Raw genomic sequence first — 14,168 nt, forward strand, 5'->3', positions numbered from 1 at the left:
CGGGCGGGGCGGGGCGGTCAGCGGGTGGCGCCCACCGCCCTCGCGGTACGCCGGTCGGTCGCCGCCCGCTGGCGCGGGGACCGACCACGTGCGCGGCCGGACGCCGGTGCGGGGCCGGTGCTCTCCCGGATCGTCAGCCTGGTGGGTAGTACGACGTCCTCGGTGTCCTCGGTGCGCGGCCGGTCCGGCCCGTCCGCGAGCAGGCCGAGCAGAAGATCGACCGCGGACCGGCCGGCGGACTCGATCGGCGCGGCCAGAGTGGTCAGCGACGGGTGGCAGAAGTCGGCACCGAAGATGTCGTCGCAGCCGACCACGCTGATCTGGCCGGGCACGTCGATGCCGCGGTCGCGCAGCCGGCGGAGCACCCCGATGGCGAGCAGGTCGTTGAACGTCACCACCGCCGTCACGTCGTGCAGCACCGCGGAGTCCGCGGCGGCCATGCCGCCCTCGACCGTGGGGGCGAGCGGGCCGATCCGGACCACCTCGAGGTCACGGTGGCGGGCCAGCGCCTGCAGCGTCCGCCACCGGCGGGCGTCGGACCAGGAGGCGCGCGGCCCGGCGAGATAGGCGATCCGCCGGTGGCCGAGCGAGGCGAGGTGCTCGGCGGCCTGCCGGGTGCCGTGGGCGCTGTCGATCAGGACGCCCGGCAGCGGCCGGACCCGGCGGTTGACCACCACGACCCGGGTCTTCGCGTGCACCTCGCGCAGCCGCTCGTCCGACGCCCGGGAGGAGGCCAGCACGAACCCGTCCACGGCGCCGGTGAGGCGTTCCACCACGGTCGTCTCCTGCTGGCTGGTCTCCTCGGTGTCGGCCAGCACCAGGGTGTAGCCGGCCACCGCCGCGGCGCGTTCGGCACCGCGGATCAGGTCCAGGAAGAACGGGTTGGTGATGTCGGGGACCAGCAGGCCGAGGGTGCGGGTGCGCCCGGACGGCAGGGCCCGGGCGATGGCGTTCGGCCGGTATCCCATCTCCGCGGCGATCGCGAGGATCCGGTCCCGGGTGGCCGGGCTGACCCGTTCGGGCTTGGTGAAGGCCCGTGACACCGTCGAGGCGTTCACCCCGCAGCGGGCGGCCACGTCGTGGATCGTCGGCGTCCGCTCCCTCACAGGTCGCTCCCTCCCACATCGCGGTTCACCGCCGCGTCGCCGGTCGGTGACGGGTGCCGTTGTCGGACGGCCTAGTCTCGCCCCTCTTGACAAAGTTTGGCAACCGGTTGCCATAGTTGCCACAACCGGTCGTGCGCCGTCCGCGCTGCGTGGGCGACCGCTCACCGGCTGTCCGCTCACCGAACGGGCGGACAGCAACGACAGGGAACGACCCGGACGATCCGACCACCGCAAGGAGCACGACGCCACGATGTGGACCCTCTCCGGATTCGCCGACGAGATCGACTCCGACCCGCACGTCCAGTTCCGGACACTCAACGACCTCGGCATCCGGTATGTCGAGTTCCGCAGCGCCTGGGGCACCAACGTCCTGGACCTCGACGACGACCAGATCGGTGAGCTGAAGCGGCTCCTCGCGCAGTACGGCATCGGGTTGTCCGCGGTGGGTTCGCCGATCGGCAAGGTCGGCATCCACGACGACTTCGACGAGCACCTGGCACGGTTCGACCGGGCGCTGTGGGTGGCCGAGGAACTGCAGGCGCCGTACATCCGGATCTTCTCGTTCTGGATGCCCGACGGCGAGGACCCCGCCAAGCACCGCGACGAGGTGCTGCGGCGGATGTCGGCGCTGGCGGACCGGGTGGGCGAGCGGGAGGTCGTCCTCGCCCACGAGAACGAACGCAAGATCTACGGCGACGTCCCGTCCCGCTGCCTGGACATCGTGGAGTCGGTGGGCTCGGACAAGCTCCGCCTGGTATGGGACCCGGCCAACTTCGTCCTGTGCGACGTGGCGCCGTTCACCGACGGGTTCGCCGACCTGCGCCCCTACATCGACTACCTGCAGATCAAGGACGCGGTCGCGGCGGAGGGCCGGGTCGTCCCCGCCGGCGAGGGCGACGGCCAGATCCCGGAGACGATCCGCGCGCTGAAGGCGGACGGCTTCGACAGCTACTTCTCGATGGAGCCGCACCTCGCCTACATGGGTGAGTCCGGCGGGTTCTCCGGGCCCGACCTGTTCACCACGGCGACCCGGGCGTTCACCGGGCTGCTCGACGCCGAGGGCATCTCGTACCACTAGGCACATCGGGGTCCGGCGGCGGACGGAAACGCGCCGCGGGCCTCATCAGCACAGCGCGACAGAACGCCACCAGCAGAGCGCGACAGCAAGCTCGACAGAAGGGGTACTGATGCGATTCGCAGTAATCGGCGCCGGGGTGATCGGTCGCACCCACGCCCAGACCATCCAGTCCTTGCAGCCAAGGGCGGAGCTGGCCGTGGTGGCCGACGTCGTGCCCGAGCGCGCGCAGGAACTGGCCACCAAGCACGGTGTCGACGCGGCGAACTCCATCGAGGAGGTGCTGGGGCGTTCCGACGTCGACGTCGTGACGATCGCCACCCCCAGCGGTCTGCACGCCGACGGCGCGGTCGCCGCTCTCGACGCCGGCAAACACGTCATCATCGAGAAGCCGCTGGACATCACGCTGGACGCCGCCAAGCGAGTGCTGGAGGCGGAGAAGCGTTCGGACCGGACAGCGATGGTGGTCAGCCAGCACAGGTACGACCCGGCCAGCCAGGTGGTGCACCAGGCCGTGCGGCAGGGGAAGTTCGGCCGGATCACCTCCGGCAACGCGATCATGTCGTGGTGGCGCAGCCAGGGCTACTACGACTCCGGCGACTGGCGCGGCACGTGGGAGCTGGACGGCGGCGGCGCCCTGATGAACCAGGGCATCCACACCATCGACCTAATGACGTGGTTCCTCGGCGACCCCGTCGAGGTGTACGCGTGGGCGGACTGCCTGGCGCACGAGCGGATCGAGGTCGAGGACACCGCTGTCGCCACCGTCCGGTTCGCGAGCGGCGCGCTCGGCGTGGTGCACGGCACGACCGCGGCCTACCCGGGCCTCACCACCAAGGTCCACGTGCACGGTGACCAGGGCTCGGCGGTCATCGACGCCACCAAGCTCACCTACTACCACTCCGCCGGCGACAGCGACGAGGACTTCGCCTACGGCGCCGGCTCCTCGGCCAACCAGGCGGAGTCCGCGCTGGCCGCGGCCGGGTTCGCCCCGGCCGCGAAGAACGAGGAGGAGCCCACGGTCGCCGGGCTGACGGCGACGTCGCACACGACGCAGTTCCGGGACTTCCTCGACGCACTGGACGACAAGCGTCCGCCGCTGGTCACCGTCGCCGAGGGCACCAAGACGCTCGCCCTCATCCGCGGGATCTACGAGTCGGCGCGGACGAAGGGGCCGATCCGGATCGAGGAGCTGACCCGATGAGCGCAGCCGGCTCGTTCAAGTTCGCCGTCTTCACGGCGAGCCTGCCCGAGTGGACCCCGGAGGAGGCGGTCGGCAAGCTCGCCGAGCAAGGCTGGGACGGCATCGAGTGGCGGATCGTCGACCAGCAGCCGCCGGCGGGCGCGTCCAGCTTCTGGCAGGGCAACCGGTGCACCTGGCCGCTGTCGACGTTCACCGAGGACGTACCCCGGATCAAGGAGATCACCGAGAAGGCCGGCCTCGGCATCCCGTCCCTCGGTGCGTACGCCCGCAGTGACGAGATCGAGGACGTCGAACGCCTGATGCGTGGTGCGGCGGCCCTCGGCGTGACCCAGATGCGGGTGCCGGTCGGCAAACCCGGGCCCGAGGGGTACAACGCGGCGTTCGCCCAGCGCCGCGAGGAGTACCGCCGGGTCGCCGAGCTCGCCGAGCAGTACGGCGTGAAGGCGCTGATCGAACTGCACCACCAGTCGCTGACGTCCAGCGCGTCGTCGGCGGCCCGGTTCGTGGAGGGCTTCGACCCGCGCCACGTCGGCGTCATCCACGACATCGGCAACATGCTCCAGGAGGGGTACGAGTACGACCCGTGGAGCCTGGAGATCCTCGGCGAGCACCTGGCGCACGTGCACGTGAAGAACGCCGCGCCGGTGGCCACCCCGGTCGACGGGGCGAACCGTACGGACTGGAAGTGGGGCTGGGCGCCGATGCGGCACGGCGTCGGCAACCTGCCGAAACTGTTCGCGGCGCTGCGCGAGCACGGCTACTCCGGCTGGGTGTCGGTGGAGGACTTCTCCACCGAGGTCCCGCTGGAGGAGCGGGTACGCGACAATCTGGCGTACCTGAAGGAGATCGCCGGCTGACATCGGCGTCCCGCGCACCCGGCAGGACGCCGGTGCGCGGGGCGCCCCGGTCGCCGGTGGGACCGAACGCTGGGGCCGAACGCAGGCGCCGAACGCAGGGGAGTTACACGTGAGCGCTGACCTCATCGGCGGACCGGGCGGCACCGACGCGCCGGGCACCACAGTCCCGGCCGAGCAGGCCGCGGCGTTCGTCGCCGAACGACTCGCCGGCGTCCCGCTGGAGGGACGCAGCCTGTGCGTGGTCGTCCCCGACTCCACCCGCAGCTGCCCACTGCCGCTGCTGCTCGGCGCCGTACACCAGGCGGTGCACGGCCGGGTCAGCCACCTGACCGTGCTGGTCGCGCTGGGCACCCACCCGGCGATGCCGGAGGAAGCGCTGGCCGCCCACCTCGGCTACCGGCCCGGTGAGCTGGAGCGGACCTATCCGGGCACCACCGTGGTCAACCACGAGTGGTGGATTCCGGAGGCACTGGTCTCGCTCGGGGACATCCCGGCGGCCGAGGTGGCGGAGGTGACCGAGGGCCGGTTCGAGGAGCCGGTGACGGTACGCATCAACCGGCACGTCGTCGACTCCGACGTGGTGCTCGTGCTCGGTCCGGTGTTCCCGCACGAGGTGGTCGGCTTCTCCGGCGGCAACAAGTACTTCTTCCCGGGCGTGGCCGGCCGGGAGATCATCGACCTGTCCCACTGGCTGGGCGCCCTGATCAGCAACGTCGAGATCATCGGCACGCCCGGCGTGACGCCCGTGCGCGCGCTGATCGACCGGGCCGCCGCGCGGATCCCGGCGGAGCGGCTGTGCCTCGCGGTGGTGGTCGCGTCCGGCACGAAGGACCTGCACGCGCTGGCGTTCGGCACGCCGGAGGAGGCCTGGGCGGCCGCGGCGGAGGTGTCCGCGCAGACGCACGTGCGCTATCTCGACCGGCCGGTGCGCCGGGTGCTGTCGCTGGTGTCGCCGCGCTACGACGAGCTGTGGACCGCGTCCAAGGGCATGTACAAGGTCGAGCCGGTGGTCGCCGACGGCGGCCAGGTGGTGCTGTACGCGCCGCACGTGCACGAGGTCAGCCGCACGCACGGCACGCTGATCGAGAAGATCGGCTACCACTGCCGTGACTACTTCACCGGCCAGTGGGATCGGTTCGCCGACATGCCGCGCTCGGTGCTCGCGCACTCCACCCACGTCCGCGGTGCCGGGCGTTACGACGCCGAGCACGGCGAGCGGTGCCGGATCACGGTGACCCTCGCCACCGGCCTGGACGAGCAGCGCACCCGCGGGCTGAACCTCGACTACCTCGACCCGGCCGCGGTGGACGCGGAGGAGTGGGCCCGCGACCCGGAGACGCTGGTGGTCCCGAATGCGGGCGAGGTGTTGTTCAGGCTGCGATCCTGAGGGGACGGCGATGACTTCCACCGAGAGCGGTACCCGTACCGGGGCCGATTCCGAGTCCGGCACCGACCTTCCGGCCGGCCGGCTGGCCGTGCCGGAGGCGGAGCTGTCCGTTCCCGGCGGCTTGCCCGACCCGCTGGTCTGTGCGGACGGCACGCCGGTGCGCACACCGGCGGACTGGTGGGAGCGCCGCCGCCCGGAGTTGCTCGCGGCGTTCGAGCAGCACGTGTACGGGCGTACGCCGGGCGGCGCGGTCGAGGTCGGCGTGGAGGTGCTCGCCGAGGACACCGTGCTGGACGGGCGCGCGACCCGGGTGGAGACGCGGCTGACGTTCCGCCGCCCGGCCGCCGCCGCCGACGCGCCGGACTCCCAGGGCACCGCCGCCGATCCGGTGGCGGTGACCGTCCTGACGTACCTGCCGGTGTCGGCAGCGGCCACGGCGCCCGCGCCGGTGTTCCTGGCGCTGAACTTCCGCGGCAACGAGATCGTGGAGAACGGCTCGGCCGCCGACGCGGATCCGGTGCAGCACCCGTGGCCGCTGGCGGAGCTGGTCGACCGCGGCTACGGCGTGGCCACCGCCTGCTACCAGGACCTCGACCCCGACGTGGACGACTTCGGCAACGGCGTACACCCGCTCTTCTACGCCACCGGCCAGACCCGTCCCGGCGAGCACGAGTGGGGTGCGCTGGGCGCCTGGGCCTGGGGCCTGTCCCGCATCCTCGACCACCTGCGCGAGGACCGCCGCGTGGACGCCGACCGGGTGATCGTCGCCGGCCACTCCCGGCTCGGCAAGGCCGCGATCTGGGCCGCGGCCCGTGACGAACGCTTCGCCATGGCGGTGTCGAACAACTCCGGCTGCGGGGGCGTGGCGCTGTCGCGGCGGAGGATCGGGGAGACGGTCGAGGCGATCACCAGCACGTTCCCGCACTGGTTCTGTCCCGCGTTCGCCGCCTACGCCGGGCGGGAGGAGTCGCTGCCGGTCGACCAGCACCAGCTCGTCGCGCTCGTCGCCCCGCGCCCGGCGTACGTCGCCAGCGCGCAGGACGACACCTGGGCCGACCCGTACGGCGAGTTCCTCGGCGCGAAGTACGCCTCGCCGGTCTACGAACTGCTCGGCGCGGAAGGGCTCGCGGCCACCGAGCAGCCGTCGGTGGACCGGCCCGTCGTACCCAGCCGGCTCGGCTACCACATCCGGCCCGGCGGTCACGCGATGACCGACGGCGACTGGGCGCGGTTCGCCGACGCGGCGGACCGGCACCTGGGGCAGCTGTCCGGCCGCCCGGCGGACCGGTCCGGGCCCGCCGACGACTGACGCTAGGGTTGCCGGGTGGTGACGCTGGCGCGGGTGGTGGAGGTCCTCGACGGGTTGTACGACCCGCGCTGGGCAGCCGACTGGGACGCGGTGGGCCTGGTCTGCGGTGACCCCGACGCGGAGGTACGCCGGATCCTGTTCGCCGTCGACCCGGTGGCCGAGGTGGCCCGGGAGGCGCTGGACTGGCCGGCCGACCTGATCGTCACCCACCACCCGCTCTTCCTGCGCGGCGTGCACGGCGTGGCCGCGACGACACCGAAGGGCCGGCTGGTGCACTCGCTGATCCGCGCCGGCATCGGCCTGCACGTCTGCCACACCAACGCCGACGCCGCCGATCCAGGGGTCTCCGACGTCCTGGCCGGCGCGCTGGGCCTGACCGACCTGCGACCGCTCGACCCCCGCCCCGACACCCCGTGGCTCGGGGTCGGCCGGGTCGGCGTCCTGCCCGAGCCCGAGCCGCTGGCGGCGTTCGGCCGCCGGGTGGCCGGCGCCCTGCCGTCCACCGCACACGGCGTACGCGTCGCCGGTGACCCGGAGCGGACCGTGGCCACGGTCGCGGTCTGCGGCGGTGCGGGCGACTCCTACCTCGACACGGTGCGGGCCCTCGGCGTGGACGCCTACGTCACCGCCGACCTGCGCCACCACCCGGCCTCGGAGGCCACCGAGCACCCCGGCGCGCCCGCTCTGCTGGACGTCGCCCACTGGGCCAGCGAGTGGCCCTGGCTGGACGACGCCGCTGCCCGGCTCCGCGCCGTACTCGCCGAGCGGGGCACTACGGTGGAGACCCGCATCTCGACGCTATGCACGGACCCGTGGGCGAGCCACGCCGACCAGGGAGGGACCCTCTGAACGCCGACCCGTTCATCCAGTTGCGGCTGCTCGACGTCCAGGCGCTCGACCTGCGGCTCGACCAGCTGGCCCATCGCCGCCGGACGGTTCCCGAGGTCGCCGAGGGCGAACGCCTGCGGGCCGAGCGCGCCAAGCTCGGGTCCGAGCTGGCGACCGCCCAGGCACAGGTGAGCGACCTGACCCGTGAGCAGCGCAAGGCCGAGACCGACGTGGAGCAGGTGCGCACCCGGCGAGCCCGGGACGAGCAGCGGCTGCAGTCCGGCCAGGTCGGTTCGGCCCGCGACCTGCAGAGCCTCCAGAGCGAGATCGAGTCGCTGCAACGCCGCCAGTCCGACCTGGAGGACGTCGAGCTGGACGTGATGGAACGCCTCGAGGCCGCCACCGCCCACGAGCAGGAGCTGTCCGCCCGGGAGACCGAGCTTGGCTCGAAGCTGGCCGAGGTCGACCAGGCCCGCGACCGTGCGTACGCCTCGATCGACGCCGAGGCCGAGCAGGCGCGCCGCGAGCGCACCGACACCGCCGCCGGGGTGTCCGACGACCTGCTGAAGCTGTACGAGAAGCGGCGCGCGCAACACGGCGGCGTCGGTGCCGCGGCGTTGCGGCAGCGCCGGTGCGAGGGCTGCCGGATGGAGCTGGACGCGCGGTACCTCGGCCAGATCGCGGCGAAGCCCGACGACGCCGTGCTGAGCTGTGAGGAGTGCGGCCGGATCCTGGTACGCACGCTGGAGTCCGGTGTCTGACCGGCTGTTCGAGCACTCGTCGCAGGGAGTTTCCGGAGGCTCGCCTGGCTCGGGCAGGCGGCTGGTCGTCGAGGCGGACGGTGGTTCGCGCGGCAACCCCGGCCGAGCCGCCTACGGTGCGGTGGTCCGCGACCCGGCGTCCGGCGAGGTGCTCGCCCGGGCCGCGGAACGGATCGGCACCGCCACCAACAACGTCGCGGAGTACAACGGCCTGATCGCCGGACTGAAGCTGGCCCGCGAACTCGACCCCGAGGCGGCGGTCGAGATCCGGATGGACAGCAAGCTGGTCATCGAGCAGATGGCCGGCCGCTGGAAGGTCAAGCACGCCGACATGCGCCGGCTCGCCGAGCAGGCCCGGGCGCTGGTGCCGGCGAAGCCGACCTGGACGTGGGTGCCGCGCGAGCGCAACAAGACCGCCGACGCCCTGCTCAACGCCGTACTCGACGGTGGGCCGGCGGTGTGGGAGGTCGGCGCCTCGGCGCCGGCCGAGGAGTCCGTGGCCGAGGAGTCCGCGCCGGACGAGGAGTCCGCGCCTGCTCGCGGCTGGGGTGCGGACGTGGGCGCCGTCACCACGCTGTTGCTGTTGCGGCACGGCGAGACCGAACGCTCCGTGGACAAGAGGTTCAGCGGGTCCGGCGGGGCGGACGTTCCCCTCACCGAGCAGGGGCGCGCCCAGGCCGTGGCGGCCGCACGATCCCTGGCCGACCGGCTCGGCGTCGCCGCGGTGGTGAGCTCGCCGCTGCGCCGGACGCGGGAGACCGCCGACGTGGTCGCGGACGCTCTCGGCCTGCCCGTCGAGGTGGAGCCCGGCCTGGCCGAGACCGCGTTCGGCGAGTGGGACGGCTTCACGTTCGCCGAGGTCGGGCAGCGGTGGCCGGCCGAACTCCAGGCCTGGCTGGCGGACACGTCGGTGGCGCCGCCGGGTGGTGAGTCGTTCGACCAGGTGCTCACCCGGGTGCGGGCCGCCCGCGACCGGCTGATCCGGACCTACGGCGACAAGACCGTCGTGGTGGTCACGCACGTGACGCCGATCAAGCTGCTCACCTGCCTGGCGCTCGACGTGCCGGTCCGGGCGGCGTACCGGATGGAACTCCCACCGGCCGCGCTCACGGAGGTGCGGTGGTTCGCCGACGGTGCGGCGTCGCTGCGGTCGTTCGGCGTGCCGGTGGACGTGTCCGGGAACGCCGAACCGCTCCACGGCTAGGTTCCCGATCGCTGCCGGCCGCGGCTATGGGGAGAGCTGCTTCCAGCGCCCCTCGGAGACGACCTCGGTGGTGCGGTCGGTGACCTTGATGGCCGTGTGGTCGTCGATGGCGTACGCCGGTCCGGCAATCTCGGCGGCCCATCGCTCGGCCTCGGCCATGGTGTTATCCGGGAAGACGTCCAGGTGCGGGAAGATCGAGAAGTCGACGATCCCCAGCGTCCTGTCGTCCGGCGCCGACTGCCACTTCACGAAATCGGCGCCAATCCGGGGAGTCATCACCATGCTGCCGGCGCTCACCCCCACCCAGACCGTCTCCTGCAGCGACGGCAGGAGGTCCGCCAGCCCGGACTGCCGCATCCAGTGGCACAGGTACGTCGCATCGCCGCCGTCCACCAGGAGGACGTCAGTCTCCCGGACCCACGGGACCCAGCGCTCCTCGCCGATGCTGGGGAGTGCGGTGAGCTCGAGAACGCCCACCGACTTCCAGCCCAGATCGCACATGGGTGAGGGGGACCGGCCGGCGATGAAGCGCCACGCCGAAGCCGGCGTGCACCTGGGGTGGCCGTATTCCGCCGTGGGGATGCAGAGGGCCGTGGAGTCGGCGATCGGCTTGTCCAGCAGGTCGACCAGCGCATCGCGGATGCTCGGGTTCGTGACGCCCCCGGACGTGAGAAGAAGTTTCAAGATGCCTCCGGATTCGAGTACGACGGATCGTGGCGGTCGCCCGTCGACCAGTCGTCGAACGGGACCAGGTACTGCGTCATCGCGGTGACTCCCTGTCCCGGCGACCTCGTGCCGCCTGTCACCTGTTCCACGAACGCCTCGTCCAGGATCCGACAATCCGCCGGAAGAAGTTCTGCGGGACTTTCGGCCGCGCCGTGCAGTGCGGAGGGAAGTGTGAAGACCGGCGGGGCGGCTCGGAGCTCCCCGTCAGGGCTCACCTTCGTGGCCGTGGCCGTGACCGTGCCCGTGCCCGTGACCCGGCGGGGGCGGCAGCGTGGAGAGGTCGGGCGCGGCGCCCGGCCACACCAGCAGGACCGCACAGGGCGCGTGGTCGACGACGAACCTCGTCGCGTGCCCGAGGCTGCCGGGCCCCAGCCGGTCGGTGTCGCCGGTACGCGCACAGACGAGAAGCCGAGCCTGTCCGGCCAGGTCGACGACCTCGCGCTCGACCCGGCCCTGGCGTTCGACCGTACGCACCGGACCGGGGCGCGGGCCGATCCGCTCCGCGGCGGCGGCGAGGAGTTCGCGGGCGCTCTCCCCGGCGAGGTCGTCGATGCGGGTGGCCGGGTCGCGGTCGTGGTGGTGCCGGCCGAGGAGCGCGCCGAACGCACCTTCGGCCGCGCCGTGGAGTTCGGCCGGGGTGACGTGAGCGAGCACGACGGGCTCGGCCGGGTCGGCGAACTCACCGGCCGCGGCCACGCAGGCCGGCCAGGTGTCTTCGGTCACCCAGACGAGTACGGTCATCGTGGTTGCCTTCCCGGACCACCGAGCGCCGGGACCCGCGGGTTGAGCTCAGAGCCCGGCGACGACGAGTGAGCACCAGAGTGCCACGACCGCGAGCACCAGCGTGAGCGGAACGCTCGCCACTCCCAGGGTCAGGAAGTCCCGCAGCGCGGGCTCCACGCCTCGCAGCCGCAGCGTCCGCCGCCACAGCAGGGTCGCCAGGGAACCCACGTAGGTGAGGTTGGGGCCGACGTTCACCCCGATCAGCGCGGCGAGCACCGGACCCGGCCCGGCACCGGCCAGCAGCGGCAACAGCAACAGCACCGCGGGCAGGTTGTTCACCAGGTTGGCGAGCAGGGCCGCCACGGCCGCGACCCCCAGCAGGGCCGGCAACGACGTTCCGCTCGGCAGCACCGCGCCCACGGCGTCGCCGAGGCCACCCGCCGCCACCGCGCTGACCACCACCCCGAGCCCGAACACGAACACCGCGAAGTCCAGACCGGCGGCCCGGACCACCCGGCGCGGTGACACCAGCCGCTTCCGCAGACCTCGTACGGCGAGAACGACCGCACCGGCGACCGCGAACCACACCGGTTCCAGTCCGAGCGGCTGGGCCACGGCGAAACCGAGCAGGACGACGCCGACCACGACCAGCGGAACCCGAGGGAGCGCCACCCGGTCCGGTCGATCCTCGGGATCCGGCGTCGCCCGGGCGGCCGTACTGGTCCGCGCCCGCGCCCCCGGCCTGCGCAGGTCGGCGGCGAAGAAGCGGCGGAACACGACGTACTCCGCGACGATCGCCACCAGCCACGGCCCGGCCATCAGCCCGGCGAAGGCGAGGAAGGACAGCCCGGACGCCTTCAGCGCCAGCAGGTTGGTGAGGTTGGAGACCGGCAGCAGCAACGACGCGCTGTTGGCGAGGTGGGTGCACGCGTACACGTGCGGTCGGGCCGGCGCCCTCGTCCGCAGTGCCGCCGCGACCACCACCGGAGTCAGTAGTACGACCGTGGCGTCCAGGCTGAGCACCGCCGTGGTGAGCGAGGCGACCACGAACACCTGGGTGAGCAGCCGCCGCGGCGAGCCCCGCGACGTCGTGGTGAGGATTCCGCCCAGCGCGGTGAACAGGCCCTCGGCGTCACAGGCGTCGGCGATCACCAGGATCGCCACCAGGAACACGACCACCGGGGCGAGGTCGAGGATCTGGTGCCAGGCCGCGGCCGCCGACAGTCCGCCGGTGAGGACGACCAGGACCGCCGCCGGAACGGCCGCGACCGCCTCGGGGTAGTCCCGCGGCCGGGCGACGGCGAACGCCAGGACGCCGGCCAACGCCAGGACCGCGACCACCTCGGGCCAGTTCACGACCACGCCTTGCCGGCCGCCGACATCCTCACGGCCGAAGCGTAGAAGACCAGGCCCCGCGCCACCTCGTCGCCGGTCCCGACGGCGAGGTGCGGCGCCGGAACCGGCGGGAACCTCGCCGGAAGCCCGCGGGCGGAAGGCTGTTGCGGCCGGGGGCCGGATCGCCGAAGCTTTGCGCGTGCCCCGACGCCAGCTTCGCCTCGCCGCGGCGGACGGGGCCGACGTACGAGCCGGTTTTGTACGGATCCGTACCGAACTCGACCTGCCCGACGGTTTCCCCGAGGCCGTCGGTGCCGCCGCCCGCGAGGCCGGGGCGACCGCCCACCAGGCCGGGGCCGGACGCGCCGACCGCACCGAGCTGCCGTTCGTGACGATCGATCCGGCCGACTCCCGCGACCTCGACCAGGCCGTCCACCTGGAACGCCGGCCCGGCGGCGGCTACCGCGTCCACTACGCGATCGCCGACGTGGCGGCCTTCGTCGTACCCGGCGGCGCCGTGGACCAGGAGGCCCACCGGCGCGGCGTCACGCTCTACGCACCGGACCGGCGGATTCCCCTGCATCCGGAGGTGCTCTGCGAGGACGCCGCGAGCCTGCTGCCCGGGGTCGACCGCCCGGCCCTGCTGTGGACGATGGACCTCGACCCCGACGGGGAGGGCATCGGTGTCGACGTACGCCGGGCCGTGATCCGCAGCCGCGCCAAGCTCTCCTACACCGGTGTGCAACGCGCGCTTGACGACGGCCGGGCCGACGAGCAGGCACTGCTGCTGCGCGAGGTCGGCCGGCTGCGCGAGGAACGCGAACACGACCGCGGCGGCGTCGACCTGCCCAGCCCCGACCGCGAGGTGGTCCAGGACGGGTCGGGCTGGACGCTCGTCCTGCGCGCGCCACTGCCGGTCGAGCGCTGGAACGCCCAGATGTCGCTGATGTGCGGCATGGCCGCGGCCCACCTGATGCTGTCCGGCGGGGTCGGCGTGCTGCGTACGCTGCCACCGGCCGACCCCCGCGATCTTGCCCGGCTGCGGCGCTCGGCGCGGGCGCTCGCGGTGCCCTGGCCGGAGGAGACGTCGTACGCCGACTTCATCCGTACGCTCGACCCCTACCAGCCTTCGCACGCGGCGCTGCTGGCCTCCTCCACGGTGACCCTGCGCGGCGCCGGCTACACGGCGTTCGAGGGCGGGGCACCTGACCAGCCGCTGCACGCCGCCCTGGCCTCCGCGTACGCCCACGTCACCGCGCCGCTGCGCCGGCTGGTCGACCGGTACGCCGCGGAGGTGTGCGTCTCCCTGTGCGCCGGCCGTGAGGTGCCCGAATGGGTTCGGGCCGGCCTGACCGTGGTGCCGAAGGAGATGGCCGAGGCCGATCGCCGCGCCCACCAGTACGAACGCGCACTCGTCGACCTGGTGGAGGCGGCCCTGCTGCAGAACCACGTCGGGGCTGAGTTCACCGGCGTGATCACCGAGGTGGACGAACGAGCGGCGAAGGGCACGGTCCAGTTGCGCGACCCCGCGGTGGAGGCGAGCGTGGCGGGGGAGCGGCTCCCGCTGGGCGAGGTGGTCCGGCTCCGGCTGGTCGAGGCCGACGTCACCCGCCGCCGGGTGCACTTCGAACTGGCGTGACGCGGCCGGGTGCG

At 73.0% G+C, this 14,168-nt stretch carries 13 protein-coding genes; 9 read left to right on the forward strand and 4 right to left on the reverse strand.

Translation table 11 applies throughout. The annotated features are described in order from the left end of the window. Nucleotides 1–17: 17 nt before the first annotated feature. A complete protein-coding gene (locus F4554_RS14375) occupies nt 18–1,106 on the reverse strand; it encodes a LacI family DNA-binding transcriptional regulator (protein ID WP_337796039.1) in 1,089 nt (362 codons plus the stop codon). Between the two features lie 250 nt (nt 1,107–1,356). Between F4554_RS14375 and F4554_RS14380 the strand changes: the two genes are divergently transcribed. From F4554_RS14380 to F4554_RS14415, 8 genes are all read left to right on the forward strand, one after another. Beyond that, entirely contained in the window at nt 1,357–2,184 is an 828-nt protein-coding gene (locus F4554_RS14380) for a sugar phosphate isomerase/epimerase family protein (protein WP_179787850.1), read from the forward strand. Between the two features lie 109 nt (nt 2,185–2,293). After that, nucleotides 2,294–3,385 (forward strand): Gfo/Idh/MocA family protein, encoded by a 1,092-nt coding sequence (locus tag F4554_RS14385; protein WP_179787851.1) that lies wholly within the window; start codon nt 2,294–2,296, stop codon nt 3,383–3,385. Then, complete coding sequence (locus F4554_RS14390; RefSeq protein WP_179787852.1) at nt 3,382–4,242, forward strand: sugar phosphate isomerase/epimerase family protein; 861 nt, start codon at nt 3,382–3,384, stop codon at nt 4,240–4,242. Before F4554_RS14385 ends, F4554_RS14390 begins: the two co-directional genes overlap by 4 nt. A gap of 109 nt (nt 4,243–4,351) precedes the next feature. Beyond that, on the forward strand, nt 4,352–5,629 hold the full coding sequence (locus tag F4554_RS14395; RefSeq protein WP_337796040.1) for a lactate racemase domain-containing protein: 1,278 nt from the start codon (nt 4,352–4,354) through the stop codon (nt 5,627–5,629). 10 nt (nt 5,630–5,639) lie between these two features. Beyond that, the gene (locus F4554_RS14400; RefSeq protein WP_238341298.1) at nt 5,640–6,938 is read left to right on the forward strand and encodes an alpha/beta hydrolase family protein; all 1,299 of its coding nucleotides are present in this window, start codon (nt 5,640–5,642) and stop codon (nt 6,936–6,938) included. A 15-nt stretch (nt 6,939–6,953) separates the two neighbouring features. Then, on the forward strand, nt 6,954–7,787 hold the full coding sequence (locus tag F4554_RS14405; protein ID WP_179787853.1) for a Nif3-like dinuclear metal center hexameric protein: 834 nt from the start codon (nt 6,954–6,956) through the stop codon (nt 7,785–7,787). Next, complete coding sequence (locus F4554_RS14410) at nt 7,751–8,527, forward strand: zinc ribbon domain-containing protein (RefSeq protein WP_337796041.1); 777 nt, start codon at nt 7,751–7,753, stop codon at nt 8,525–8,527. The genes F4554_RS14405 and F4554_RS14410 overlap by 37 nt, the downstream gene beginning before the upstream one ends. Next, on the forward strand, nt 8,520–9,731 hold the full coding sequence (locus F4554_RS14415; RefSeq protein ID WP_337796042.1) for a bifunctional RNase H/acid phosphatase: 1,212 nt from the start codon (nt 8,520–8,522) through the stop codon (nt 9,729–9,731). Before F4554_RS14410 ends, F4554_RS14415 begins: the two co-directional genes overlap by 8 nt. Before the next feature lie 24 nt (nt 9,732–9,755). Here F4554_RS14415 and F4554_RS14420 read toward each other — a convergent pair whose 3' ends face one another. The 3 genes from F4554_RS14420 to F4554_RS14430 form a co-directional block, all read right to left on the reverse strand. Further along, the gene (locus F4554_RS14420) at nt 9,756–10,415 is read right to left on the reverse strand and encodes a Type 1 glutamine amidotransferase-like domain-containing protein (RefSeq protein ID WP_179787854.1); all 660 of its coding nucleotides are present in this window, start codon (nt 10,413–10,415) and stop codon (nt 9,756–9,758) included. A gap of 246 nt (nt 10,416–10,661) precedes the next feature. After that, on the reverse strand, nt 10,662–11,198 hold the full coding sequence (locus F4554_RS14425; protein WP_179787855.1) for a universal stress protein: 537 nt from the start codon (nt 11,196–11,198) through the stop codon (nt 10,662–10,664). 48 nt (nt 11,199–11,246) lie between these two features. After that, nucleotides 11,247–12,536, reverse strand: a complete 1,290-nt coding sequence (locus tag F4554_RS14430; RefSeq protein ID WP_179787856.1) for an SLC13 family permease — start codon at nt 12,534–12,536, stop codon at nt 11,247–11,249. A 178-nt stretch (nt 12,537–12,714) separates the two neighbouring features. On the opposite strand from F4554_RS14430, the gene F4554_RS14435 reads away from it, so the two are divergent. Beyond that, entirely contained in the window at nt 12,715–14,154 is a 1,440-nt protein-coding gene (locus tag F4554_RS14435) for an RNB domain-containing ribonuclease (RefSeq protein WP_179787857.1), read from the forward strand. Nucleotides 14,155–14,168: the final 14 nt, after the last annotated feature.

Origin of the sequence: Actinopolymorpha rutila (genome assembly GCF_013407855.1) — a bacterium.
Taxonomy (GTDB): Bacteria; Actinomycetota; Actinomycetes; order Propionibacteriales; family Actinopolymorphaceae; genus Actinopolymorpha; species Actinopolymorpha rutila.